Source organism: Hoylesella marshii DSM 16973 = JCM 13450 (assembly GCF_000146675.1).
GTDB classification, from domain to species: domain Bacteria; phylum Bacteroidota; class Bacteroidia; order Bacteroidales; family Bacteroidaceae; genus Prevotella; species Prevotella marshii.
Genome location: NZ_GL397214.1, coordinates 711568 through 737607, shown reverse-complemented (window position 1 = coordinate 737607; position 26040 = coordinate 711568). Strand labels below are relative to the sequence as shown.

Sequence of the window (26040 nt, the reverse complement as noted above, 5' to 3'; positions counted from 1 at the left end):
ATTATCCAAATTGTAATTGTCTTATTGTTGAATGTGCACTATTACTATTTGCAGACCCACAAGTGCAATCAGAAGGAGCTGCAATCTTGTTACTGTTTGCTGATCCACAAGTACAATCGTTACTACCGTGTTCTGTTTGTTCCGTATTGCTATTTCCCGAGCCACAATTGCAATCATTCATGTTGTTAGAAAGACCTCCATGCAACATTCCCATTAAGTTAGAATCTAAATTTTCAATTCCATCAATAATGGTGATAAAATCATTTTCTATCATAGATAGTAGTGTTTATATAATTCTACTCATGTCGCTTTTCGAATCCGCGTCCTTTATTTCATACAGTTTCCCGAGTTATTCGGTAGGAATTACTGCATTGCAGATAACTGCAACTTCCAAGCTAATAGCTTGTGTTTTTTATTTTTTCTAAATGCAAGTTATTCTTTAATTCTTATTCCGTTCTCTTTTGTTTTTTACAAACTCCTTGCAAGGGACTTCATAAATACAGAGGCTAACTATCATACAGATAGAAGCACTGTTCCATACGAGAACCTTCCACTTTCCGGTACAAGAAGAAGTATCTTGTTTCCACGTTTAATTTCTTTTGTCCTTATGAGTTCTTCCAATCCGACATAAATGGCAGCCGAACCGATGTTGCCTACAGAAGTAAGGTTTGTAAACCACTTCTCTTTTGTCAGAGCAATGTTACGAGCAGCAATTTCGTCATTTAATTTCTCATAGAAAAACATTGATGATACATGAGGTATAATATAGTCTATCTCTTCTGCTTTTACATGATGTTTGGCAAGTACGGTTTCGATATGGTCTACCCAGTACTTGATGATGTATTTCTTTAGCTGCCGAATGTCCTGTTTGCCAACAAGCACGGCACGTTCCTTAATCTCATTAGGAGAGAACTCCTTCCAACTTTTGAGCCGCCCATCTTCTTGCAACTCTGATGCCATGAACATACAGGTAGGTAGTTCGTTGGCATAGGAAGTCATATCGACTCATTCGATTTTGAGAGGACATATTCCTTCGGGATGATCTTGCACCAATACCGCTCCTGCACCATCAGAAAGCATAAATCGCATAAAATCCTTCTCAAAAGCCATATAAGGGTCTTTGTCAGGATTGTCATGTGTAGCTTCATACTCCGGGTCATAAAATTTGGATACCAATGCAGGTGAAGTTAATTCTGATGCCACGCATACAGCTTTTTGATGCAGTCCTGCAAGAATATTGCTATAGCATATTTTCAATGCCTGCAATGAGGTAAGGCATACACCTGCAGAGGAAAATATTTCCATAGGATAGTTGGCTAATTCTCCATGAACCATAGACGCATGGGAAGGAAGCAATTGATCGGGTGTGCTTGTCCCACAAGCCAAAAGGGTCAAGTCGTCAGGAATATTTCCATTTTCAAACAGCCCACATACGGCTTCTTTTGCCAATTCTGCATTCGAGTGTGTTAGGCTTTGATTTTTGTCCAACCCGTAATATCTCGTTTTGATGCCATTTTGTCTAAGGACAATGGAACGAACCCTTGACGGATTTCCACCAATTTTTCCGATATAGTCTTCCATATCCTCATTGGCGATGGGAGAATTAGGAAGATATGCCGATACGCTATTGATATATGCTGCTTTTTCCATAGGAATATTATTTGGTTATTAAATAGTATATTGTGTATATTTGCTCTTTCAATTCGGAAATAGAAAGTTGGCTGCTCAATGCACTTCTGTATGACAATCCAAGATATATATTTCTAATGGAAGATATAATCTTTTCTGTTTCCACAGTTTGAGTAATCTCTCCTTTCTGTTTGGCAAGCTCTATCACCTCTTTCCACTCAAGGCTCTTTCTTTTCTCGTATTCTTGAAATTTCTCTTTCCAATCCGGATAGTTGTCTTTCAGATACAAGATAAATGACATGAAATTGGCAGGAGTGACTGTGCCTTTTGTCATTATAAAAAATGATTTCATACGGCGACCGATGTTTTCTACACGATTATCAATGAAGTCCTTTAATGGTGTAGAGCTTGTAAGTTCAAGAAAGTCTGTAGCATCATTTGTCAAGAATTCAAATACAAACCTATCAACGGCATGATTGAATATATCCTCCTTATTCTTGAAGTGATGGAACATATTGCCACGAGAAATGCCAGTAGCTTCCACTAAATCCGAAAATGATACTGCTGCATAACCTTTTTTCAGAAACAGCCTGAACGATTCATTAAGGATAATGTCCCTTTTGCTTATGCTTTCTTTATCTATTTGTTTTTCCATTATTTCATTATACTAGAATTAGAACAGAACGTTTGTTCTGTGTTTATAAGTGCAATATTATGCAAATTATTTCAATCTGCCAAATTTTTCGGAGGATTTTTCTCCAAAAAGTTTCATTTTTCTTATTTTGCAATGCAAAAGAGTTGATTCTGGGTATTTTTTGCAGGCTTAATAATTAGGCTGAAAATCCCGTCAAATTCCTCCCATTAGACTTTGTATGTGATTATTTTTTAGGTGTGTTTCCTATTTATTTCCGTAAAAGCACACTGTTTTCATCAGAAAAGCATTATCTTTGCACAATCAATTTAAGTGTTCTTTGAGGCATTGCAGAATAAAGAAGGAGAAAGAAACTCGCTCGTTTCCAAGTCGTAACCCATTTATCCATTATTCATTCTTATTTTATTGGTTATCTGAAAGATACAAATATCTTGAATCTTTTCTCGGCGTAACTCGTATCGTTTGTGCGATTCTGTCACACTTTGCTTTTACTTCGCACAGCGAACTTCGTTTCAGTGCTTACAGCTCAAAGCTCAATTTTCACACTGCAAAAGAGGTATTCTACAAAAATATTAATTAATTTTGCACTCGCTGGTTGGCTTTGCATTTGATGACGCTAAAACCAAACGTAAAAATAGAAGGAATGAAAAACGATAAGACGATGGTTGCAAGTAGGATGAACAAGCGTAATGTGAATATAGATGTGCTACGGGTTGTGTTGATGTTACTCATTGTCTTCTGGCATTTTCTGATACACGGACTGAAGATTTCTTTTCCCGATACCCCCTGTTTGAGTCTTACCACGGGCACTTCCGTATTTAATTTTCTGTGTATTAAGGGAATGCTTTCAATCGCTTCTGCTGCTGTTAACTGCTACATTCTGATTACCGGTTATTTTTTGATAGACCGATATAAGGTGATGTTTCGGAAAATTGAGCGGCTATGGTGTCTCACGTTCTTTTATCTTGTGGGTATTACGATAGCCTGTTATCTGCTGACGGATGTCACTTCTTTGCGAAGTATCGCTAAATCGATATTGATGATACCGCCTTATTTTTATTGGTTTATCAGTTGCTACTTAGGTCTGTTATTGCTTTCCCCCTTCCTCTCTCTGATGGTTCGACCACTTTCCAATCGACAATATGCCTTCCTTCTGGTAGCATTATCGATTTGTTTTCTGAACTTCCCCATTCATTTTCCTTTCGGAGATGTGATGGGTATCGGCGGTTCATCGCTCCCAATGATGCTTCTGCTATATCTCACCGGTGGCTTTATAAAGCGTGTAGAACATAAAATCACCATGAAAATGGGGCTTGTTGTATTCTTCATAGGCCTGTTTTTGCTGTTTTTAGGTGGTACAGGATACGATTATTTGCATTATCTGCGAGGCGAAATGAAGTATTCTGCTTACTCCACAGCTTATAACGGGCTGCCTTTCTTTATCTCCATAGGCCTCTTTATATCCTTTATCAAACTCAAGTTAAAAGGAAGATTGTGGTACGGTGTGGCTCGACTCTCTCCTTATGTGTTGGGTGTTTATCTTATACACGACCATACCGAACTTCGCCAATGGGTGTGGTATTTTATCCCACAGACTGACTTTATCACATCATGGAGTTTTCTTCCTGTGATGATTGGTTACTGTCTTGCGGTCTTTTTCCTTTGTCTCGGTATCGATTTTGTACGGGCAATGCTGGTCAGGACGTTACATACCGAAAGATGGCTATCACCTTTCAACACCTTTTTGTACCGTAATCGGCTGATTCGTCTTTTAGTCGACTCGGCGCAAAATATCGGTGGCGTGCAGAATAAATAACCCGTTCTGCAAGGCAATTTGATAAGCACGGGTACGAAATCTTGATAGGACAAACGGAAAATCCGAATTATTACGTTATCTTTGCAGAAAAGGTTTCATTACCAGTCAAAATACTTTTATGGCACACAATATATTCCGCGGACTCGGTATCGCACTGATTACTCCTTTCACACAAGCGGGTAAAGTAGATTATGCAGCCCTGAAACGGCTGATAGAATACCAGCTACTGCATGGTGCAGACTTCTTCTGCATACTCGCTACGACGGGTGAAACACCGTGTCTCTCCATCGAAGAGAAAGAAGAAATCAAGCGTTTCGTAGTAGAACACGTCAAAGGGCAGGTACCCATCCTCATGGGATGTGGAGGTAATTACACGGCAGCCGTAGTAGAGGAACTCAAACAGGGCGACTTTACCGGTATTAGCGGAGTACTCAGCGTGTGTCCTTACTACAACAAACCCTCACAAGAAGGACTTTATCGGCATTTCAAGACCATCGCCGCAGCCACGGAACTACCCGTCGTCTTGTATAATGTGCCCGGTCGCACAGGAATCAACCTGCAACCCGAAACTACCGTTCGATTGGCCAACGACTGCGAAAATATCGTGGCCATCAAGGAAGCCAGCGGACATCTCGAACAGGTGGACGAAATCATTAAAAATAAGCCCAATGACTTCGACGTGCTAAGTGGTGATGATGCCCTTGCCTTTCCGATGATTGCCTGTGGTGCCGTCGGTGTGATTTCCGTCATCGGTAATGCCTTGCCAAAAGAGTTTTCGCGAATGATTCGTTTGGAATTCAACGGCGAATTTGAGGCAGCCCGAATCATTCATCATCAGTTTACCGACCTTTACAACTTACTCTTCGTCGACGGGAATCCCGCCGGAGTAAAGGCGCTTCTTCACGAGATGGGATTCATCGAAAACGTATTGCGATTGCCATTAGTACCCACCCGCCTGACCACGCTTCAGAAAATAGCCGACATATTGAAAGGATTGAAATACTGAAACGTCGGACTCGCTCCTACATCCACCCTGCAACCTCAAGGCTTTTCTTATGAATGATTCCTCGTTTTCATGTGAAAATGATTACTTTTGCATGTGTTATGAATAGAAAACAACGATACGAGTATGTGCTCAACTATTTTCGGAAGAAAACAGGACGGGTCACCACGGAGTTGGAGTTCGGTAGCGTCTTCCAATTACTTTGCGCCACCTTGCTCAGTGCCCAATGTACCGACAAGCGTATTAATCAAGTCACTCCGGCGTTGTTCAAAGCCTATCCGGATGCCAAAGCCATGGCCGAAGCCGATTATGACGAAGTATTAGAGTACGTAAAGAGCGTATCCTATCCCAATGCCAAAACACGCCACATGGTGGATATGTCGCGAATGTTGGTTGAAGACTTTGGAGGTGAAGTGCCCGACACACTGACAGATTTAATCAAACTGCCCGGGGTGGGACGCAAGACAGCCAACGTGATACAAGCAGTAGCTTTTGGAAAAGCTACCATGGCGGTAGATACACATGTGTACAGAGTAAGTCACCGATTGGGACTTGTGACGCGAACAGCTGATACACCATTGAAAGTGGAACAGGAACTGATGAAGAATATTCCCCAAGAAGACATCCCCGATGCGCATCATTGGCTGTTGCTCCATGGTAGGTATGTATGCATAAGTCGTAATCCGAAGTGTGCACAATGCGACCTAAATGATGTCTGTCCAAAGCTCATAGAGGGCTCTAAATTGGAAAAGTAACCACAGTCAAAGAATGAAAGGACAATGAACATACAGCTAATACTCAACTTCCTGAAAGAGATTTCAGCTCACAACAACCGCGAATGGTTCCATGCCCACAAAGAAGCATATCACGCGATGAAAACCGAATTTGAAGCAGGCGTGAATCAAGCCATCGCCCGTATTGCCGAGTTCGACCCAAGCGTGGCACATATCACAGCCAAAGACGCTTGCTTCCGCTTCTATCGCGATACGCGTTTCTCGCAAGATAAGTCCCCCTACAAGAATCATCTCGGTGCCTATATCAGTGCACGCGGAAAGAAAAGTCTGCATGGCGGCTATTACCTCCACATAGAACCGGGGCGTTGTCTGCTGGCGGGTGGTGCCTATTTCCTACCAACAAATATTCTTACAGCTTGCCGCAATGAAATCATGGCACGTATAGACGAATGGCGCAATTGTGTGGAGAATAAACAGTTTGTGAAATACTTTGGCAGACCGGCAGGTGGCACATGGACAGACCGACCCTCGGACAAGGGTTTCGGGCTACAACATCTGAAGACTGCTCCCAAGGGATTTCCTCGCGACTACGAACACATGGAATACCTAAAGATGAAAGACTATGCCTGCTGGACGGTTGTCCCCGACGACTTCTTTTCCGGCGAACAATGGAAAGACGAAATGGCACGCATCCTCCAACTCATGAAACCCATGATAGACTTCATGAACGACGTGATTGACGACTATGAGTAGTCATCTCTCATGTTGCCCTCACACTCCTCATTTTCTATATTATTCTTCTAACTGCAATGATAGACCGTGCGACGATAGACAAAATTATGGATGCTGCCAACATCGTGGATGTAGTGTCCGAGTTCGTCAGTCTCCGCAAGTCGGGGGCTAACTACAAAGGCCTTTGCCCTTTCCACAATGAAAAGACACCGTCGTTCTACGTGTCGCCGGCACGCGGCATCTGCAAATGTTTCTCTTGCGGAAAGGGCGGCAATGCCGTTAACTTCATCATGGAGCACGAGCAGATGACCTATCCTGAATCCTTGCGCTGGTTAGCTAACAAATATCACATCGAGATTCACGAAAGGGAACTCTCCGACGACGAGAAACGAGAGCAGAATGAGCGCGAGAGCATGTTCATCGTAAATGAATGGGCAGCTTCGTATTTTCACGACATCCTGTTAAACAACGTAGACGGCCGTGCTATCGGCATGCAATATTTCCGCTCACGCGGTTTCCGAGACGACATTATCAACCGCTTTCAGCTCGGCTTCTGTCTCAACGACCGCAGCGCGATGGCCAAGACAGCATTGTCGAAAGGATATCAGGAAGATTTCCTGTTGAAGACAGGACTCTGCTACCGCCGCGACGACGGCCAATTAATAGACCGCTTTGCCGGCCGTGCCATCTTCCCGTGGATAGGGCTAAGCGGCAAGATATTAGCCTTTGGCGGTCGTGTCTTGGATGCCCGCACCAAAGGCGTAAATCAGAAATACGTAAACTCTCCCGACTCCGACATCTACCACAAAGAACGCGAACTCTACGGCATATTCCAAGCCAAGAAAGCCATTGCCAAAGAAGACCGCGTCTACATGGTCGAAGGCTACACCGATGTCATCTCCATGCACCAATGCGGATTGCAAAACGTGGTGGCCAACTCGGGCACAGCCCTCTCCTTGCATCAGATTCGCATGCTCCATCGCTTCACTTCCAACATCACACTTTTGTATGACGGCGACGCAGCAGGCATCCATGCCGCCATGCGAGGCACAGATATGTTGCTCTCCGAAGGCATGAACGTTAAAATCCTATTGCTGCCCGACGGAGAAGACCCCGACAGCTTCGCACAACGCAATACAGCACAGAGCTTCAAACAATACATCGAAGACCACCAAACCGACTTTATCGAGTTCAAAACCCACCTATTGTTGCAAGGCGTTACCGACCCCGTCAAACGCTCAGAAGCCATCAGCTCTATCGTGAAAAGCGTGGCCGTCATCCACGACCACGTCGTGCGGGCAACCTACATCCACGACTGCGCCATGCGGTTCAACATCAAAGAAGAAACGCTCATCAGCACAATGAACCGCTACATCCACAGCACCATCGAAGAGAAAGAAAAGACCCGCAACAGAGAACAGCACGCAAACACCACCCCACAACTGCTGATTGAAGTAGACAAATCGCAGCGACAGACACGCGAAGTGGAGCAGATGCTCATCCAGATGGTCATACGCCACGGCGAGAAAATCATCTTCCGCAACATCGAGACCGAAGACGGCGGCAGCATCGACCTCTCCGTGGCGCAATACATAGACTACGACCTAAGCAGCGACAACCTCGCATTCCAGAATCCCATCTACAACAGAATATTGCGCGAAGCCGTGGAAGGATGCAAGCATGCCGATTTCACTGCCCTGTCATACTTCACGCGCCACCCCGACATCGAAGTCAATCAAACAGCCTGCAACTTAGGCATGGAACCCTTCCAACTCTCCGAAAGCAGGCAGATACAGCAAGACGAGACCCGGCTGCGCGAGCAGGTACAACATCTTATCTTGGATTACAGAAGAGACTATATAGAAAAACAGCTCAACGCGCTGCAACAACAAATCACCCTTCATGCCAACGACTCGGAGAAGATGGCAACACTACTACCAGAATACACCCAATTGCAAAAAATGAGAAATCTGTTGGCCAAAAAATTAGGAACCAACATTATTTTGTAGTATCCCGCCGCATGACACCTCAAATCTTATATCATCTCCAATCAGTTCATTAGCGTACTTATCTACTATCTTAATAGAGGATGCATCTACCCACGTTTGGATAATTTGCTATCTACCATGGGTGTTAAACACTCTTGCCCATGGGTGTTAAACACTCTTGCCTATGGGTGTTAAACACTCTTGCCCATGGGTGTTAAACACTCTTGCCTATAGGTGTTAAACACTCTTGCTACTATACACAGGAGTATAACTCATTATACACGTCTGTATAACTTATTATACACGTTTGTATAACTCATTATACATGTTTGGATAAATACCAACCGATACGCTCATGACCGATTGAGGGTTATTGTTCGAGGAACTCAAATGGCAGGTTGCCCTCTTGCCATTCTCTGCTTCCTGTCTCATGCTCCGGCGATGATACTGCCAATCCTATGAGGCGAATGGGCTTCTCTACCGACCACGAGATACTTTTCAGCAATTGCTTTGCCCGTGGTAGTATGTCGGCTTTCGAGCGTAGCGTTTTGCCCGTTGTCATGCTGCGCGTCACCTGCGAGAAATCGCCGTATTTAATCTTTAGCGTCAGCGTGTGTCCCTCAAAACCGGTTTTTTCGAGACGGCGCACCAAATCTTCCATCGTGTGATAAAGTTCTATCAGCACGGTTGAATTTGAATAAATGTCTTCCTCAAACGTCTGTTCGCAGCTCACCGACTTGCGTTCCCGTTCTGTCACAACAGGGCGATGGTCGATGCCTCGGGCAAATTCGTAGTACATGGCACCGGCCTTTCCGAACACCTCCGTTAAATGTCTGCGTGAACATGCACGCAGCTGTGCACCGTCAAACACGCCCATCTTGTGGAAAACCGCAGCTGTCTTCGACCCAACGCCCCAGAAATCATGGATAGGGAGACGGGCAATGAAATCAAGTGCACGGTCGGGATGAATCACGAAGAGGCCGTCGGGCTTGCGGAAATCTGATGCAATCTTAGCGAGAAACTTATTGTACGAAATGCCTGCCGATGCTGTCAGATGCAATTCTTCGCGAATACTTTGCCTAATTTCTTTGGCTATATCTACCGCCATCTCTATGCCTTTTTTGTTGTGGGTGATATCGAGGAAAGCCTCGTCGAGCGACAGGGGTTCTATCAAGTCCGTGTATCGTCCGAATATTTCGTGCACTTGCTCGGAAATCTCTCTGTACAGCGAGTGTCTCACCGGCACGATGATTAGCTGCGGACACCGTAGTTTTGCTTTCTTTACCGGCATCGCCGACCTCACTCCGAAGCGTCTTGCCTCGTAGCTGGCTGTACAGAGCACGCCGCGAGGACCATCGAATCCCACGGCCACGGGTTTGCCCCGAAGCTCCGGACGTTCTCTCTGCTCCACGGAAGCGAAAAACGCATCCATATCGATGTGTATGATTTTGCGGTATTCCATCTGCGTTGTACACGCAAAGTTACGCCTTTTTCTCTGTTTCCCAAAAATGAGTTGAAGTGTTCGCCCACGTAAATAGTTAAATCTCTCAGATACCGCCTGCTTGTGCCCCATCGCTCCTCGGGAGCTTTTTGCTTGATGAAAAGAGCAGTCTCTCAGAGTGACTTGTCGACAGGGTTGGTCAGTGCTTGCTGCGTTTCTTTTTCGTTTCCTGCTTTTTCTTTTTATTGGTTTTCTTGTTGGTCTTGCGTGAAGCGCCGAAAAGGTCGCGCAGCGTGTTGAAGTCTTTTTTCCAAATGATGCCCAGTCCTTGGGTGTTGAGACTGTTGCGGGTGAAATAGCGGTCGTTGGTTTTGTTGTAGACCTTGATGGCAAGGTTTCCGTTGGGGTAGATGAGGTATCGCAGGTCAAAGTCGCCCATGAAGCCCGTAGTAGCATTGGGGTTGTCGCGGTATCCGAATTGTCCGTTTACGAGGAGACGGTTGTTGAGCAGTCGTCCGCTGAGCATACCTTCATATTCTGCATTGTTCCATCCCTCATCACCTGTGGATATGTTTGCACCAAAGTTCCAATTGCTGTTATTGATGACTGAACTGAGCACATTGTTGAGTTGCTGGCTCAGGGTTCCGCTCAGTATGCTCTGCATGGCGAGGCTGGTCTGGCTCTGTTGAGTGGCTTTCTCATCGGCATTGTTGTTGCCTTGCGTATAGAATCGTCCGATACTGAGGAGGTAAAGCACTTGTTGGTTCATTTCTTCTTCGCTGTTGATGATGCTGTAGACCATCTGTTTTACGTCGGTATTGACGGCTGGCAGGTCAAGATTGAAGTCTATGAGGGGCGTTTTGGGCGTACCGCTGATATTCATGATGCAGTTTACACGGATGGTGTTTTTGGCGAAGCTGCGTCCGATATTGAGGTCGGAGAGGCTTACGCCGTTTACCGTGTAGAGTGCCTTGAGGTTGAGGGCAGCATTGTAGGGGTCGCCTCCGAAGACGATGGTGCTGCCTTCTTGGAAATGGAAGTCTTTTTTGATAACATTTTGTATGGTCAGTTTGTAGATGCCGTGGTCGATGGCATAGTTGCCAAACATGTCGAAGGTTCCTTTATTGTAGTACGAAGCTCGCAGGGTGCCGGTGCCGTTGAGGGCAATATAGTCGCCCGATTGTCTATCCATGAGTACGCGCAATGTAGCCGTAGGCGTGCAGTTGATGAGGAGATTGAGACGTATGTCGGTGGGGATGTCTTCCGGCTCGGTCGATGGGCTGACTGCAGCGTTATTGGGTTGCAGAGAGAAGGTTTCATTGGTAAGGATTGTTGGTTGCAGGGTTTTCCAATGAATGAATCCCTGTTCACCGATATTGGCGGCGGCATCTGCATCATATTCAAGGAAACTACCTCTCTCGGGGGTCATGCTTACGTCAATAGTTGTTTCTCCGCTCCCTCCGTGTATGGCGCAGTCGCCGGTGGCATAGACCGTGCCGTAGAAAGTTTGGGTACCATTGTCTTTGAAATCGTAGGCTAAGAGGTTTTGTGTATGAATGTTCAAATCGTATGACAGCCGGGTAAGATTCCGATGGTGGAGTATGCCTTCCACGATGCCGATATTTCCATTTCGGTCGCGAATGGTATCTTGCGGGAATTCAATCTCGTTGGGGCGCATACGTACTACGGATTGGGAGAGAGTATAGACTGTGTTCAAAGGTTTGATGCCTATGGTGCCGTCGGCCATAAGCTCACCCGTGAGGTTGATGTGGCTCAACGGACCGAACAAGCGTACCTGTCCGTCGGCATGCGCATCGACATTGTGCATGAAGCTGCCACAAAGACTTTGCAGAAACTCGAGGCGGGTGTGTCGAGCAGTGATGCCTAAGTCGATATAGTCGCGCTTTGGCGACACGTAACCTTGGATAATGGTGGAGCCGGCAGCAGCGGGATCGTCGGCTACAGCGTTGATATCTATTTGTTCTTGTGTGTTGTTCCAAGTGACGTGAGCGTCGAGTGTGCCCATGTGTCCATTCTCAAAACAAAAGTTCTTTACTTTCAAGTTTGCACGAGCCTCGGGTGAATCCAGCACAGAGGCAATGACGGCGCGCCCCGATGCAAGCCCGCTGAACTCGACGGCGTGGAAGTTTACGAGGTTGAGTATATAGTTTACATCAACGTCTTGGAGGTCTATTGTAACGGAATCTGCTGCGTTGGACGTGGCATTGCCGCTCACGATGATGTGTTGCTTATTGTGTTCGATAGAGAAGTGGTCGATGATAAGACGGTCTTTGCTGTAGACAATGTCGGAAGGTTGAATTTGCCATACCGTGTCACCAATCCATACGTGGGAGATGTGTACATTGGTATGTGCTGCCGGTTGGCTTTCAGCATTCATGAAAAATTGTGTCTCGGCATTGAGCTGTCCTTTGAAGGACTGCTGGCGACGATTGTCCCAATTAATAACAGATTTCAGCTTGTTGCCGATGGCCGAGAGTTGCACATCATAGGCGAATCGATGTCCCGTGGACTCTATTCTGTTCAGTCGGATATCGGTTTTTAACGTGTCATTAGGTGTCTTGATATCAATAAAGCCTTGTTCGAAGTCGTTGCCTTTGTAAGAGAATTGCGGCATTGAGAGCGTCATGTCGAGTTTCTTCTCCTTATCGCTCATTTTCCCTTTTATATGTGCTGGCTGGTGAAGCGTCAGAGGAATATCGAAAAGCTGTTGCAGCCATTCGGTGTTTTCAATGTTGGCTGTAATAGAAAAGTTGTTGTTGCGTGAGCGGGTCTGCTTTGGTAATCCCGGCAGAGTGGGGAGTTTGCTGCCTACGAGATTGGTAAAGCTCTGCACCAAGGTGGTGAAGTCGTAATGACCGCGGAGGTCGGCATTGCCGAAATCGCTGTTGATTTGTACGAAATGCTCTTTATTTTCATAGCCGGCTTTTACTGTCAGCGTAGCAAACTGATAAGTCTTCGTGGGTGACTCCATGGAGAAATCGTGGAGAACGAGTTGTCCCTCGGCGAGATTAAGAGACTTTCCTTTGAAATCGGCAGCAAGGTTGAAACGAAACTTCGTGTCTTTATATTTGTCTGTCAGTTGCAATGCGTGTGGATTAAACTCGCTTACCGCCAGCTTCATATTGGCTGAAGGAACAGGGGCAGAGAGGTTGCATTGGCCGGAAAGATGAATGTTTCCATGAGTATCGTCAAGCGACAAGACTCCGCTGAAAGTTCCTTTCTGATATGTGCCGTCAATATGAATGTTACGATAGGTATGCGAATTGTAGTCTATCTTGCTGATATTTCCTTTGGCAGTTAAGTCAGGTATGCCAGAAGAACGCAAAACCCCATTGATGAGAATGTTGGTAGACAGACTTCCGAACTTATTATCAGCAAGTATACGCTTCAGATTCAAATCCTCGGTGTGTAACCTACTTTCAAACTCTTTTCCTTTTAATGATAGCGAGATGCTTGCTTTTCCTGCGTCGGTACGTAGTACTCCACTTGTTGTTATGGCTTTTCCGATTCCTCCAATATTCCCGATAAAATGAACATTTCCCAATCGGGTAAGATGTGGAGGCAACTCTATGGCTTTTCCATTCAGATTTTTTGTGATGAATCGAATGCTTTCTGCACTCATGTTCAATTCCGAAATAGATGCAAACCACCGTGGGGTTGTTTCCCAATTACTGATAGAACCGTTTGCGCGAAGGTTGATTTGCTTGTTTCGAGAATAAATGTTCAAAAAAGGACTATGTAGCGAGCTGCCTCTACCGGACAAGGTGGCGCTTATATAAACAGGAGTTATAAAGGAATGAAATGTGTCGGACAGAAAGGTAAAGTCGGCTGGCGTCACTTTCGATTCCTTGAGAATGGCTTTATATTGCAAAGTGGGTATCGACAATTTTCCATCCATCCATCTGTAATTTGCCTGCACCTTATCTATTTTTATTTCTGTTCGTGGTAGGCAAAGATGAAATCCATCCAGCAAAGCACTTGTTTTGTTTGCAATGAATTTTAATGAAAGAGATTTGACAGATAGTCCGGATGTCTCATTGAATGCGAGTTTTTTTATGCTTAAATTCAGTGAGTCGTCTGTCAGTACATCTAAGATGAAATGTCCACTGATATTCATTGCTGCCACATGGTTAAGTGTGAAAGTGCGAGAGCGAGGCATATCCCATCGGTCGTATTTAACCGCACCGTTGCGCACAATGAGTGAATGGATGTGTAAATCAATTGGTGTATGCTGAGTGGTGTCTTTGGAAGCGAGTGAATCCAACAGGAATTGAAAGTTGGTGGCTGCTCGTTCCGTCTCTTTATACAAATCGGCTTTTAATCCGAATATTTGGGCAGATGAAATAGATATCCGGCCTTGAGAAAGAGAAAGATAATCAAACTTGACAGAGATTCTCGAGGCCTTCAGCATTTTTTTCCCTTTTTGGTCGTAGATGAGCACATCATCTAAAATCAATCGGTTCAGAAATCCAAGGTCAATATGTTTGATATAGACTTGCGTCCCTAATTTTTCTTCCAATAAATCGCTTACGGTAGAGCCTATTACTCCTTGTATCGCAGGTAATTGGAGTAATACGATTACCAAAAGATACAGACCAAGAAGCGTCCATATCGTAGCTCTGACAATATGCTTAAAGAGTTTGATACTGATGAATTTGATGACAAAAGTACATTAAAATCTATTCATAGTGAAATAAATCATTTGTTTTTCTCTTTACTATGTCATTTTTTGTATATATTTGCACCGATTAGTAACATAGAAAAACCTTTTTAAGGTTAAGACTTTGAAATAGCAGAATAACTATATATAATATGGTATAAGAATAAGATAAAAAAGGTTTTACTAACCGTTTGCCCTTATTCTATCATATGGCATGACAAACAGATAATTAAAGATTTATGGCGAATGTTATAAAGTTGCGTAAAGGCTTGGACATCAACCTGAAAGGACGGGCTGACCGAAAGAAAGTGCTATTAGAACCGACTCATGATTTTGCGGTTAAGCCAACCGACTTTATAGGAGTTGTTCCCAAACTAATGGTACGTGAGGGGGATAGTGTAAAAGCCGGAGATACATTGTTTATAAACAAGAATTACCCAAATGTGAAATTCGCATCACCGGTAAGCGGAACTGTCGCTGCTATCGTGCGAGGTGAAAGAAGAAAGCTTTTACAGTGTAAACTCATAGCTAATACAACGCAAGAGTTTAGCTTTTACGGCGTAAAAGCTATGGAGTTATTATCCGGAGACGAAGTGGTGGAAAAACTACTGAATGCCGGCATCTTCGGAATGATTAAGCAATTGCCCTATGCCGTCTCTGCAAATGCTGATGTAAAGCCGAAATCTATCTTTGTTTCTGCATTGAGAGACATGCCGTTGTCGTGTGATTTCGACTATGAATTGGAAAGTAACGAAAAAGATTTCCAAACCGGTTTGACGGCTTTGTCTAAAGTGGCAAAAACCTATCTTGGTATTGGGAAGCACCAGACATCTCCGGTTTTGACAGCACCAAAGGATGTTGAAATAACGGTGTTTGACGGCCCTTGTCCTGCCGGTAATGTGGGAGTGCAAGTTAATCATATAGATCCGGTAAATAAAGGCGAACTTATTTGGACGGTAGACCCAACGACGGTTATTTTTATCGGACGTCTATTTAATAAAGGTATTGTAGACTTAACGAGAACAATTGCCATTGCCGGTAGCGAAATAACCAATCCTTCTTATGCAGAAGTAAGAGTGGGGCAGAGCCTGCAACCTATTTTGAACGGCCGTTTGAACAGTAAGCAATCGGTTAGAATCATCCAAGGAAATCCATTGACAGGCAGTATCAGTTCACAAGATGATTATTTAGGCGCATATACATCAGAAATTACTGCTATACCCGAAGGAAACAATGCCAATGAGATGTTTGGATGGATAATGCCCCGTTTCTCTCAGTTCTCTACATCGCGCAGCTATTTTAGTTGGCTCATGGGCAAGAGAAAAGAATATTCCATAGATGCCCGTATCAAAGGAGGAGAACGACATATCATTATGAGTGGTGAATACGATAAGGTTCTTCCGATGGATATTTATGGAGAATATCTGATTAAAGCTATCATTGCCGGTGATATCGATAGAATGGAACAGTTAGGTATCTATGAAATATCTCCGGAAGATTTCGCATTAGCGGAGTTCGTTGATTCTTCAAAGTTGGAACTTCAGCGTATTGTGAGAGAAGGACTTGATATGTTACGAAAGGAAAACTCATAAACAAACAACGAAAGAACTATGTCTCTAAAAAAATATATTGATAGAATACGACCGGCTTTCGGTAAGGACGGGAAGCTACATGCGTTTCGTAGTGTGTTTGATGGTTTTGAAACATTCCTATATGTTCCGAATGCAACCTCCCAAACAGGAACGAACATTCATGATTCCATTGACTCGAAGCGCATTATGAGTATTGTTGTCATAGCCTTACTTCCTGCTTTACTCTTTGGTATGTATAATGTGGGATACCAAAACTATTTGGTTGCAGGAAAGTTAGCCGATGCCTCATTCTGGAGTATCTTCGCATTTGGCCTTGCTGCCGTTTTACCTAAGGTTATCGTAAGTTATATTGTCGGATTGGGTATCGAGTTCGCTTGGGCACAATGGAAAGGAGAGGAAATACAAGAAGGATATTTGGTGTCGGGCATCATCATCCCACTGATTATTCCTATTAACTGTCCTATCTGGATGCTGGTTATCGCCATTGCCTTTGCTGTTATTTTCGGGAAAGAAATCTTCGGTGGAACAGGTATGAACATCTTTAATGTCGCACTCATTGCCCGTGCGTTCCTTTTCTTTGCCTATCCCCAAAAGATGAGTGGAGATGCTGTTTGGATTGCAAACGAATCCATTTTAGGATTAGGTAACACGTTGCCAGACGGATTTACGGCAGCAACTCCGCTTGGAATGATTGCTCAGGGCGTGAATATACCTTATTCCATTTCTGATATGATATGGGGCTTTATTCCGGGTTCTATCGGAGAAACCAGCGTAATTGCCATTGGTATAGGTGCGGTTATTTTGCTTTTCACGGGTATTGCTTCATGGAGAACCATGTTGAGTGTTATCCTCGGCGGAGCATTGACTGCCTTTATCTTCTCATCAATCGGTACTACGCCTATAGCATGGTATGAGCATCTTGTATTGGGAGGCTTTGCCTTTGGCGCAGTGTTTATGGCTACAGACCCTGTCACCTCCGCACGGACGGAAACAGGAAAGTATATTTATGGATTCTTGATAGGCATGATAGCCATTATCATTCGTGTCATGAACCCGGGTTATCCCGAGGGTATGATGCTGGCGATTCTATTGATGAATATGCTTGCACCACTGATAGATTATTATGTTGTGCAAAGCAATATCTCCAAGAGGATGAAACGTTTAACCGCTAAAAAGTGAATGAGCTATGGAAAATGGAAAGAAAAAGAAGTTGAACACCAACTCTAATTCATATACAATCATATACTCCGTGATTATCGTTGTTGTGGTTGCATTTCTTCTCGCACTTGTGTTTCAGGCTTTTAAACCCATGCAAGAAGCGAACATCGCTTTGGATAAAAAGAAGCAAATCTTATATTCTTTGAATATCGGAGAACTCGACGACGAGGCTGCAAACAACAAATATAAGGACATTATCATAGCAGACAACGTGATAGACAAAGCAGGGAAGATATTGCAAAAAGGGTCGAAAGGTGGTGAAAATGCCGGTTTTAAACAGAACAGTGCAGACTTCAAAGCCGGACGATTGGCATTGTATGTGTGCAAAGTCGACGGTGAAACGAAATATGTCATACCCGTATATGGTATGGGGCTATGGGGCGGCATAAGTGGATATATTGCCATCAATGCCGATAAAGAAACTGTCTATGGCGCATATTTTACCCATGAAAGCGAGACCGCCGGTCTTGGTGCGGAAATTAAGGACAGTAAGGAGTGGCAAAATCAATTTAGAGGAAAGAAACTTTTAAACAAAGAACATTCCGCCATTGCACTCTCAGTTCTTAAAAAGGTGGAAGATCCCAGTACACAGGTTGATGCCGTGACAGGTGCCACATTGACTTGCAACGGTGTAACGAATATGCTTCACAGCTGTTTAGCTGCTTACATGAACTTTTTAACAGCCAAATAAACAGGAGGTATTATTGATATGAGCAAACTGTTTTCAAAAGCAAATAAGGAGGTATTTCTCAATCCTCTTAACATAGACAACCCTATCATGATTCAGGTGCTGGGCATCTGTTCCGCATTGGCCGTAACTTCACAACTCAAACCCTCGATAGTGATGGGGTTGGCCGTAACTATTATCACGGCTTTTGCCAATGTTATCATCTCACTTGTCCGTAATACGATACCCAATCGCATCCGTATTATTGTGCAACTCGTTGTCGTGGCAGCCTTGGTAACTATTGTTAGTCAGATACTCAAAGCCTTTGCATATGATGTAAGCGTACAACTCTCGGTTTATGTGGGGCTTATCATAACCAATTGCATTCTCATGGGACGCCTCGAAGCCTTTGCCATGATGAACAAACCGTGGCCAAGTTTCCTCGACGGAATAGGCAACGGACTTGGATATGCCATTATTCTGATTGTAGTAGGTGCGTTGAGGGAGTTCTTTGGAAGAGGTTCTCTGCTGGGTTTTCAGATAATTCCGCAGAGCTTCTATGAAGCCGGTTATGTGAATAATGGCATGATGACGATGCCCGCTATGGCGCTTATACTCTTGGGATGTGTGATTTGGATACACCGCGCATATTTCTATAAAGAGGAAAGTAAGTAAGGTTTATCTGGCTATTTGTATAACAATGATTCAAGTTCTAAAACAATAAAAATGGAACATTTGGTAAACTTATTCATACGCTCCATATTTGTGGACAATATGATATTCGCATTCTTTCTCGGCATGTGTTCTTTCTTGGCCGTGTCGAAGAATGTCAAGACATCCCTCGGATTAGGTTTGGCTGTAACCTTTGTATTGCTGGTTACCGTTCCGGTGAATTACTTATTGCAGACAAAAGTGCTTGGGCCGGATTGTCTGGTTAAAGGCATTGATTTATCATATCTAAGTTTCATCCTGTTTATTGCTGTCATTGCCGGCATCGTTCAGTTAGTGGAGATGGCTGTAGAGAAGTATTCACCATCGTTATATGCCGCATTGGGTATCTTTCTTCCGCTGATTGCCGTGAATTGCGCCATTATGGGAGCAAGTCTCTTTATGCAACAACGCATAAACATGGAGCCTTCCAACTCACAGTATATCGGCAGTATATTAGATGCTGCGGTTTATGCTTTAGGAAGTGGCTTCGGGTGGACTCTTGCCATCATCGCTATGGGAGCCATCAGGGAAAAGATGCAATACAGCGATGTGCCGAAGCCTTTGCAGGGATTGGGTATTACTTTCATTACCGTAGGACTGATGGCTATGGCAATGATGTGTTTCTCGGGTTTAAAGTTATAATACAACGTTTTATCATTCACAGAAATGGGACAATTCATATTCATTAGCGTCGGAGTATTCCTTATCACCATCCTGTTGTTGGTCGCAATGCTCCTGATAGCCAAGAGATACCTCTCACCCAGTGGGAATGTAAACATCGTCATCAATGACGAACAGACACTGACTGTAGAGCAGGGCAGCAGCTTGCTCACTACGCTCAACGATAACGGCGTGCATCTTCCGTCTGCCTGCGGAGGCAAGGGGTCGTGCGGACAGTGCAAGGTTCGCGTGATTGAAGGAGGAGGAGAGATTCTCGACTCAGAGCGTTCTCACTTCACCCGTAAGGAAGTAAAAGACCATTGGCGATTAGGATGCCAATGTAAAGTAAAATCAGATTTGGCTATCAAGGTGCCTGAAAGCATCCTTGGTGTGAAAGAGTGGGAGTGTACGGTGCTCTCCAACAAAAACGTTTCCAGCTTTATCAAAGAGTTTGTCGTGGCACTCCCCCAAGGAGAACACATGGACTTCATACCCGGTTCGTATGCGCAGATTACCATTCCCGCCTACGAATGTATAGATTATGACAAAGATTTTGATAAGAACGACATCGGCGAAGAATACATCAAGGCATGGAAAGACTTCAACATCTTCTCGTTGAAGGCGCATAATCCGGAGACAACCATTCGCGCCTATTCCATGGCCAACTATCCCGCAGAGGGCGACCGCATCACACTGACGGTGAGAATTGCTACGCCTCCGTTTAAACCACGTCCCGCCGTGGGATTCCAAGACGTGCCTACAGGTATTGCGTCCAGCTATATCTTCAGTCGAAAGCCTGGCGATAAGGTGTTGATGAGTGGCCCTTATGGCGACTTCCATCCCATCTTTGACAGCAAAAAAGAGATGATTTGGGTTGGTGGTGGAGCCGGAATGGCTCCTTTGCGCGCGCAGATTATGCACATGTTGAAGACACTTCATACCCGCGACCGCAAGATGCATTATTTCTACGGAGCGCGCAATTTGAGCGAAGCATTCTTTATTGAAGACTTCCACGAGTTGGAAAAGGAATATCCCAACTTCCATTTCCATTTGGCTTTGGACAGACCCGACCCCAAGGCCGATGAGGCAGGAGTGCCTTATACGGCAGGTTTTGTGCACGACGTGATGTACAACACCTATCTGAAAGACCACGAAGCACCCGAAGACATCGAGTATTACATGTGTGGTCCGGGGCCTATGAGCAAGGCTGTGCAGAACATGCTCTACAATTTAGGTGTGGAACGCGAAAGCATTATGTTTGACGATTTCGGATAACCCGTTATCTCCGTTCGCTATATACGTCCCCATGGTTAAACCTCAACCATGGGGACGTTTTCTTCTTATCTGCGTTCTTATTCCCTCATTGATGAAGTGCCGGCCGGTTATTCGGTTGCTTATCGGGGGAAAAAGGCTAAGGACGGGGCGCAGGATAGTTAGAGGACAACTGTCTTTACAATAGGATTTCACCTCACGAGATATAAGGAATACGCGAGTTCGGGATAAGTTTAGCATGCAAATAATTCTAACAGCCTTGACTTTTCCACATATACAGGCAGTGCCTCTGGCTTATTCTCAAAAAGCAATATGCAGTAAGGGCAGAACATAAGTTCATAATTAACGTGAATTCGACGAATTTAGAACATAGCAAGCTGCGTCTCAATAGTCCTTATTGTATCATTCACTATATTTACTTGTACGCTCTACCTTATAGTATAAGTCCAACCCTACTTATAGTATAAGCCCTATAGGAACAGGTGTACTACACTCCCATCCAAAGGTGTTAAACACTCTTGCTCGTAGGTGCTAGTATCTACTCCTACCTATAAGTCTAATCGCACCTACAGTGTAAGTATAATATAATGAGGATGGTCTGTTTATGAATACTTGATTTAGCACCTCAAAATCTTTATTACCACCGTAAAGATACATGATATTCCTTAAAATAAATGTTTTGATAGGGAAAATGCTTTTCGGCATGTTCCCGTTATCAGTAAGGATAGGGATTAGAATGGCCACCAACGTTTCTTCTTCGGTTGTCCGTCTCGGTTGCCATGCCACCCCATGGTCGGATCCCCCTGCGTTTGGGCATAGACATCTCCGTGTGTGACCATCTGATAGATGGTGCCCCAATCCGGTAAGCCTCCGATGTTACGGTCGTCGATAAAGAGATCGGCTTTCAGTTTTCTGGAGAAGTGATTGTTGTGTTCCTCCGTTTCTTCAGGGTAATCTTTGTTTATGGCATAGAAGTCCACGCCACGGTCTTTGCACCATTTTACCGCTTCTTCAAGGAGTTCTCCCTCGCGCACGCTCCACAGAATGACTTTATGGCGGTCGGCTATCAGCATCCGGAGCGTCTCCGTGGCAAAGGGAATCTCTTCTCCTATCGCAGGGTATTTATGTTCAACGATAGTTCCGTCGAAGTCTACAGCAATGGTCATAGTTCTTGTGTAGTTAAGGGTTTTGTTATCGTTTGATGGAGTTGTCGTTTTTGTTCCCGTAGTGGCTATAGCTGTAGTTCCCGTAGTGTCTGTAGCTTCCGTAACCGTATTTGCCGTAACGTCCGTATTTGCCGTATCGTCCATAGCCATAGTAGTAGCCGTACTTCTTCTTCGACATGTCGATACCATTGATAACAATAGAGATTTTGGGAAGTTTCTTCTCTTCGTCGAGTGTGTTGATAAGGTCGAAACTGTTCTTTTGCGTATAGTCGGCACGACACATGTATATGGTGGCATTGGCAATCCTGCTGATTTGCAAGGTATCTGTAACCAGTCCCACAGGTGCAGTGTCGATGAGAATGTAGTCGTAGCGTTCTTTCAGCATGTCCATAATCTTGTCCAACGATGGTCGAGCGAGCAACTCTGCGGGGTTGGGCGGAATGGGGCCGGACAACAACAGGTCGAGGTTCGGATGCACACCCGACGGCAATATCTGTGCGTCGAGCTCCTCTTGTGTGGGATTGTCATGCACCAGCAGATTGGTGATGCCGTGTTTATGGTCGTGCAGTTGGAAGAGTTCGGCCAGACGCGGACGGCGCACATCAAGGCCAAGCAGGAGCACCTTCTTGCCAAGCAGTGCGAAGCTGACGGAGAGATTGGCGGCATTGAAAGTCTTTCCTTCGCCCGATGTAGTGGATGTGAACATCACCACTTTCTCGTTTTCTTTGAGGATGAACTGCAAATTGGTGCGCATACTTCTGAATATCTCCTCCATCTGGTTATTCTTGTTCTCGTGTACCACAATATCTGCTTTGGTCTTTGCCGTATCGCTGGCAATGGCCACGTCTGCGAGTATGGGGAGTTTGGTCAGCTTCATCACATCGTCATGTCCCTCAATCTTATAGCGTAGAAACCTGATGATGAAGATGATGAGTGCGGGTATAGCAAGCCCCAGACCGAGAGCTATGAGGATAAGGATGGTAGATTTGGGACTGACTTGTCCGGCATAGATGGGCGTATCTATCATTCTGCCTTTGTCGGCTGTGGCAGCGAGCGAGATAGAGTTCTCCTCCCGCTTTTGCAGCAACATCAAATACAGCCCCGATTTCACCTCTTGCTGACGTCCTATCTGGGTGAGTATGCGCTCCTGTTCGGGACTTTGATGGAGTTGTCCCGCATAACGGCCATATTCTGTGGCGACGACGTTTCGTTGTATTTCCATGGCGCGTCTTGATTGTGCCATGGCACGCTTGATACCCGCCATCAGGTCGTTCAGCTGTGCTGTCAGGGGAGTAACCATGGGACTTCCCTCTGCGGCACTGCGCAACAGTCGGTTTCGTTGCAGCACAATCTCGTTGTATTTACTGATGAGGTCGTTGGATGTCTGGTCTGAAAGCCCGATATTTGAGGGTAAAGTCTGGTATCTATTAGCCGGTTCGCCAATGTATTTCTCCATGTTGTTGAGAAGTGCAAGCTGCGTGTTGGCATCCGACAGTTTCTTTTGATAAGCATCGGTATTCTGCATGGCCAGACCGGCGTTGCTCGACTGTTGCGTCATGTTGTTCCGCCTCTTGTAGTTTTCAATCTGCCCTTCAGTGTTTCCCAGCTCGTTGTTTATTTTCTCCAGCCGTTCGTTGATAAACCTTTCCGTGCGCACAGCTATCTCGTTCTTATCTTCGTTGGCCTGCCGATTATAACAGATAGCCAACTGTTTGAGGTAGTCCATGCCCCGTTGCGGCACTTGGTCTGTAAGGGTGAGGCTGACAATCGAGGTTGTCTTCGATGTTTGCGTTACACCGAGCCCGCCTGCATATCCGTTGGCAATGCTTTTGGGCGGTGATACATAGACACGAAGCGTAGAACCGTTGGGCATGGAGTAGACACCGTTTTGTTGAAAGGAGAGGGTTCCCACATGGGTCTGAATGGTTGCGGGTAAGGTGCGGAGTGTCTTGTTGATGGTGAAAATACCCGCCTCCCTGTTCTGTGCTGTCGGAGCGTAGTATTCTCCCTTCACATTGTATGCGTTGTCCTCCCGTGTAATGCTAAGGCTGATAGTCGATGCGAGTCGGTTCAGATGCGTCGTATCTATATCCACGCTGACGGGTTCTGTCCTATAAACAGGATTGTCTTTTATTTTCCCCTCCGCAATGTAATTAACGTAGAGTTTGAGGTCTCTCACCGCAGCTTCAGCTATGGAATGCGATTTCAGTATTTCCATCTCGTTGTCAAGTCCGGTAGAGTTCGACATCGTACCCAAATTGGAGGCATACTGTATGTTGTTTGCCCGTCTTCCGCTGTCTTCGTTTTTGATGAGCAATTTAACAGCAACCATGTACACAGGTGTTGCATACCTTAGGTAAATGGCCACGAGGCTCAGGCAGAGTGTCAATGAAATGAGAAACCATTTCCAATTAAGGATAAGTGCAGTATAAACGGCTCCGAGGTCGAAGAGTGATTTGTTCTCAGCCCGTGTCTTGTTTGTTCCTGTTTCAGGGTTATTGTTTTCTGTCATATTCTTATAACTGAATTCCTTGTTGTATGCTACTTGATTTTCTTTTTTCTATGAGTTCCCTCTTTTATTGGGAGATATTCAGCAGATACTGTCCGTATCCGTTTTTGAGCATGGGTGTGGCCAATCTTCTGACATCTTCCTTGGTTATCCACCCATTGTCCATAGCTATCTCTTCGAGGCATGCCACCTTCTGTCCTTGTCTCTTCTCTATGACCTCAATGAAAGTGCTGGCTTCCGAAAGACTGTCGTGGGTGCCCGTGTCGAGCCATGCAAATCCTCTCTGCAATGTCTGTACCTTGAGTGTTTCCCGTTGCAGGTATTCTTGGTTTACAGTGGTTATTTCCAACTCTCCGCGTGCGCTGGGCTTGATGTGTTTAGCCACGTTTACCACGCTGTTGGGATAGAAGTATAGCCCCACCACAGCATAATTGCTCTTGGGCTTCTGCGGTTTTTCCTCAATGCTCAAACAGTTTCCCTGCTCGTCGAATTCGGCCACGCCGTATCTTTCGGGGTCATTCACATAGTATCCGAATACCGTGGCGTTGCCCTGCTCTTCGGCATCTTTCACCGCACGTTTCAGCATGCCTGTGAAACCGGCACCATAGAAAATATTGTCGCCTAATACAAGGCAGGCACTGTCGGTGCCGATGAAATGTTCGCCGATGATGAAAGCCTGTGCCAGTCCATCGGGACTAGGTTGTTCGGCATAGTCGAACGTCACACCCAACTCACGCCCGTCTCCGAGGAGCCTTTTAAACCCCGGCAAGTCGTAGGGGGTGGATATGATGAGTATTTCTCGTATCCCGGCCAGCATCAATACCGAGATGGGATAGTATATCATGGGTTTATCGAAGATGGGAATCAGTTGTTTGCTGACTCCTTTTGTGATAGGGTAAAGGCGTGTTCCCGACCCACCGGCTAATACGATTCCTTTCATATAAGGTGCAATTAATAATAACAATACTCCATTGCCTGCATGGCTCAAGGCAAGGCGAGCGGAGCAAAAAGGATGCTTCCTTATTGTAAATGATGCACAAAGGTAGTTGTTTCTTTTAATATGTGCATGCTTTATTGGTATTATTTAACGATTGTTGGGAAACGTGGTGCAGTCTGCGTTTTGCACGATGACTGTTTGTCGCGAGAAAGGTTGTCGACCTGTCCATGTACAGACGCCATCTGTGCCACGTACAAACGCCATCTGTACGGAGTACGAATGCCGACTTATCAATCGTCACTTTACGACCCCGAAACTCCCATCGGTCATGAGAGATTACGCGAATCAGGGATAAGGTTATCTGGGCTGTAAGTCCAGCCTAAGGTCTTCTGCTCTTTTGGGGCTATTCGGTAAGATTCTCTTACTCAGAACTCGCATATATCGAGACCTCTGCAAAACCGACCACCCTCTCAATTTTCACCCATACACTCTTAGAAGAATGAATATTTTTGACCAAAAGATGCCGCTGGAGGTTACTTTTTGAGTAGATAATAATCTTTTATCGGTGTATTTCCATGTTATCTGATAGAATTTGACACAATAATCCCTGGTGTTCGGTATAAGTTGTAGGT

Annotated in this window: 18 protein-coding genes and 2 pseudogenes; 11 read left to right on the top strand and 9 right to left on the bottom strand. The window is 44.9% G+C overall.

Features of this window, described 5'->3' with window-relative positions:
- Nucleotide 1: 1 nt before the first annotated feature.
- From HMPREF0658_RS11615 to HMPREF0658_RS03125, 3 genes and pseudogenes are all read right to left on the bottom strand, one after another.
- The gene (locus HMPREF0658_RS11615) at nucleotides 2-274 is read right to left on the bottom strand and encodes a hypothetical protein (protein ID WP_023925221.1); all 273 of its coding nucleotides are present in this window, start codon (nucleotides 272-274) and stop codon (nucleotides 2-4) included.
- A gap of 239 nt (nucleotides 275-513) precedes the next feature.
- A pseudogene (locus HMPREF0658_RS03130) lies at nucleotides 514-1650 on the bottom strand (StlD/DarB family beta-ketosynthase).
- A gap of 7 nt (nucleotides 1651-1657) precedes the next feature.
- Nucleotides 1658-2284, bottom strand: a complete 627-nt coding sequence (locus HMPREF0658_RS03125; protein ID WP_006948478.1) for a TetR/AcrR family transcriptional regulator — start codon at nucleotides 2282-2284, stop codon at nucleotides 1658-1660.
- 640 nt (nucleotides 2285-2924) lie between these two features.
- Here HMPREF0658_RS03125 and HMPREF0658_RS03120 point away from each other — a divergent pair.
- From HMPREF0658_RS03120 to dnaG, 5 genes are all read left to right on the top strand, one after another.
- Nucleotides 2925-4097: an acyltransferase family protein gene (locus HMPREF0658_RS03120; protein WP_139047704.1), complete on the top strand. Its 1173-nt coding sequence runs from the start codon at nucleotides 2925-2927 to the stop codon at nucleotides 4095-4097.
- Nucleotides 4098-4215: 118 nt separating this feature from the next.
- Entirely contained in the window at nucleotides 4216-5103 is an 888-nt protein-coding gene (gene dapA, locus HMPREF0658_RS03115) for a 4-hydroxy-tetrahydrodipicolinate synthase (RefSeq protein WP_006948476.1), read from the top strand.
- Between the two features lie 98 nt (nucleotides 5104-5201).
- On the top strand, nucleotides 5202-5855 hold the full coding sequence (gene nth / locus HMPREF0658_RS03110) for an endonuclease III (RefSeq protein WP_024990938.1): 654 nt from the start codon (nucleotides 5202-5204) through the stop codon (nucleotides 5853-5855).
- A 24-nt stretch (nucleotides 5856-5879) separates the two neighbouring features.
- Entirely contained in the window at nucleotides 5880-6587 is a 708-nt protein-coding gene (locus HMPREF0658_RS03105) for a DUF2461 domain-containing protein (protein ID WP_006948474.1), read from the top strand.
- A 56-nt stretch (nucleotides 6588-6643) separates the two neighbouring features.
- Nucleotides 6644-8575 (top strand): DNA primase, encoded by a 1932-nt coding sequence (gene dnaG / locus HMPREF0658_RS03100; RefSeq protein ID WP_006948473.1) that lies wholly within the window; start codon nucleotides 6644-6646, stop codon nucleotides 8573-8575.
- Between the two features lie 349 nt (nucleotides 8576-8924).
- On the opposite strand, the gene dinB is transcribed toward dnaG, so the two are convergent.
- Entirely contained in the window at nucleotides 8925-10016 is a 1092-nt protein-coding gene (dinB, locus tag HMPREF0658_RS03095; protein WP_040557641.1) for a DNA polymerase IV, read from the bottom strand.
- Between the two features lie 178 nt (nucleotides 10017-10194).
- A complete protein-coding gene (locus HMPREF0658_RS03090; RefSeq protein WP_006948471.1) occupies nucleotides 10195-14601 on the bottom strand; it encodes a translocation/assembly module TamB domain-containing protein in 4407 nt (1468 codons plus the stop codon).
- Nucleotides 14602-14915: 314 nt separating this feature from the next.
- On the opposite strand from HMPREF0658_RS03090, the gene HMPREF0658_RS03085 reads away from it, so the two are divergent.
- Genes HMPREF0658_RS03085 through nqrF form a run of 6 tightly spaced genes read left to right on the top strand, consistent with a single transcriptional unit; the run spans nucleotide 14916 to nucleotide 20799 of the window.
- Nucleotides 14916-16268 (top strand): Na(+)-translocating NADH-quinone reductase subunit A, encoded by a 1353-nt coding sequence (locus HMPREF0658_RS03085; protein ID WP_006948470.1) that lies wholly within the window; start codon nucleotides 14916-14918, stop codon nucleotides 16266-16268.
- A gap of 18 nt (nucleotides 16269-16286) precedes the next feature.
- Nucleotides 16287-17447 (top strand): NADH:ubiquinone reductase (Na(+)-transporting) subunit B, encoded by a 1161-nt coding sequence (locus HMPREF0658_RS03080; RefSeq protein WP_006948469.1) that lies wholly within the window; start codon nucleotides 16287-16289, stop codon nucleotides 17445-17447.
- Nucleotides 17448-17454: 7 nt separating this feature from the next.
- Nucleotides 17455-18177: an NADH:ubiquinone reductase (Na(+)-transporting) subunit C gene (nqrC, locus tag HMPREF0658_RS03075; protein ID WP_006948468.1), complete on the top strand. Its 723-nt coding sequence runs from the start codon at nucleotides 17455-17457 to the stop codon at nucleotides 18175-18177.
- 18 nt (nucleotides 18178-18195) lie between these two features.
- Entirely contained in the window at nucleotides 18196-18828 is a 633-nt protein-coding gene (locus HMPREF0658_RS03070; protein ID WP_006948467.1) for an NADH:ubiquinone reductase (Na(+)-transporting) subunit D, read from the top strand.
- Between the two features lie 51 nt (nucleotides 18829-18879).
- Complete coding sequence (gene nqrE / locus HMPREF0658_RS03065; RefSeq protein ID WP_006948466.1) at nucleotides 18880-19506, top strand: NADH:ubiquinone reductase (Na(+)-transporting) subunit E; 627 nt, start codon at nucleotides 18880-18882, stop codon at nucleotides 19504-19506.
- A 24-nt stretch (nucleotides 19507-19530) separates the two neighbouring features.
- The gene (gene nqrF, locus HMPREF0658_RS03060) at nucleotides 19531-20799 is read left to right on the top strand and encodes an NADH:ubiquinone reductase (Na(+)-transporting) subunit F (RefSeq protein WP_006948465.1); all 1269 of its coding nucleotides are present in this window, start codon (nucleotides 19531-19533) and stop codon (nucleotides 20797-20799) included.
- A 230-nt stretch (nucleotides 20800-21029) separates the two neighbouring features.
- Here the strand turns inward: nqrF and HMPREF0658_RS11830 are convergent.
- The 4 genes and pseudogenes from HMPREF0658_RS11830 to rfbA all read right to left on the bottom strand — a co-directional run.
- A pseudogene (locus HMPREF0658_RS11830) lies at nucleotides 21030-21139 on the bottom strand (IS982 family transposase); the annotation flags it as partial.
- Between the two features lie 388 nt (nucleotides 21140-21527).
- Nucleotides 21528-21962: a BT0820 family HAD-type phosphatase gene (locus HMPREF0658_RS03055; RefSeq protein WP_006948464.1), complete on the bottom strand. Its 435-nt coding sequence runs from the start codon at nucleotides 21960-21962 to the stop codon at nucleotides 21528-21530.
- Between the two features lie 25 nt (nucleotides 21963-21987).
- Nucleotides 21988-24474, bottom strand: coding sequence for a GumC family protein (locus HMPREF0658_RS03050; protein ID WP_006948463.1), 2487 nt, complete (start codon nucleotides 24472-24474; stop codon nucleotides 21988-21990).
- A 64-nt stretch (nucleotides 24475-24538) separates the two neighbouring features.
- Nucleotides 24539-25411: a glucose-1-phosphate thymidylyltransferase RfbA gene (rfbA, locus tag HMPREF0658_RS03045; protein WP_006948462.1), complete on the bottom strand. Its 873-nt coding sequence runs from the start codon at nucleotides 25409-25411 to the stop codon at nucleotides 24539-24541.
- Nucleotides 25412-26040: the final 629 nt, after the last annotated feature.

What these genes read in the sequence shown, in the direction of transcription:
- HMPREF0658_RS03055 (WP_006948464.1), bottom strand. Translation starts at nt 21,962, where the DNA reads ATGACCATTGCTGTAGACTTCGACGGAACTATCGTTGAACATAAATAC.
- HMPREF0658_RS03125 (WP_006948478.1), bottom strand. Translation starts at nt 2,284, where the DNA reads ATGGAAAAACAAATAGATAAAGAAAGCATAAGCAAAAGGGACATTATC.
- HMPREF0658_RS03105 (WP_006948474.1), top strand. Translation starts at nt 5,880, where the DNA reads ATGAACATACAGCTAATACTCAACTTCCTGAAAGAGATTTCAGCTCAC.
- HMPREF0658_RS11615 (WP_023925221.1), bottom strand. Translation starts at nt 274, where the DNA reads ATGATAGAAAATGATTTTATCACCATTATTGATGGAATTGAAAATTTA.
- dnaG (WP_006948473.1), top strand. Translation starts at nt 6,644, where the DNA reads ATGATAGACCGTGCGACGATAGACAAAATTATGGATGCTGCCAACATC.
- HMPREF0658_RS03080 (WP_006948469.1), top strand. Translation starts at nt 16,287, where the DNA reads ATGTCTCTAAAAAAATATATTGATAGAATACGACCGGCTTTCGGTAAG.
- dapA (WP_006948476.1), top strand. Translation starts at nt 4,216, where the DNA reads ATGGCACACAATATATTCCGCGGACTCGGTATCGCACTGATTACTCCT.
- HMPREF0658_RS03085 (WP_006948470.1), top strand. Translation starts at nt 14,916, where the DNA reads ATGGCGAATGTTATAAAGTTGCGTAAAGGCTTGGACATCAACCTGAAA.
- HMPREF0658_RS03050 (WP_006948463.1), bottom strand. Translation starts at nt 24,474, where the DNA reads ATGACAGAAAACAATAACCCTGAAACAGGAACAAACAAGACACGGGCT.
- nth (WP_024990938.1), top strand. Translation starts at nt 5,202, where the DNA reads ATGAATAGAAAACAACGATACGAGTATGTGCTCAACTATTTTCGGAAG.
- nqrC (WP_006948468.1), top strand. Translation starts at nt 17,455, where the DNA reads ATGGAAAATGGAAAGAAAAAGAAGTTGAACACCAACTCTAATTCATAT.
- nqrF (WP_006948465.1), top strand. Translation starts at nt 19,531, where the DNA reads ATGGGACAATTCATATTCATTAGCGTCGGAGTATTCCTTATCACCATC.
- HMPREF0658_RS03120 (WP_139047704.1), top strand. Translation starts at nt 2,925, where the DNA reads ATGAAAAACGATAAGACGATGGTTGCAAGTAGGATGAACAAGCGTAAT.
- rfbA (WP_006948462.1), bottom strand. Translation starts at nt 25,411, where the DNA reads ATGAAAGGAATCGTATTAGCCGGTGGGTCGGGAACACGCCTTTACCCT.
- dinB (WP_040557641.1), bottom strand. Translation starts at nt 10,016, where the DNA reads ATGGAATACCGCAAAATCATACACATCGATATGGATGCGTTTTTCGCT.
- HMPREF0658_RS03070 (WP_006948467.1), top strand. Translation starts at nt 18,196, where the DNA reads ATGAGCAAACTGTTTTCAAAAGCAAATAAGGAGGTATTTCTCAATCCT.
- nqrE (WP_006948466.1), top strand. Translation starts at nt 18,880, where the DNA reads ATGGAACATTTGGTAAACTTATTCATACGCTCCATATTTGTGGACAAT.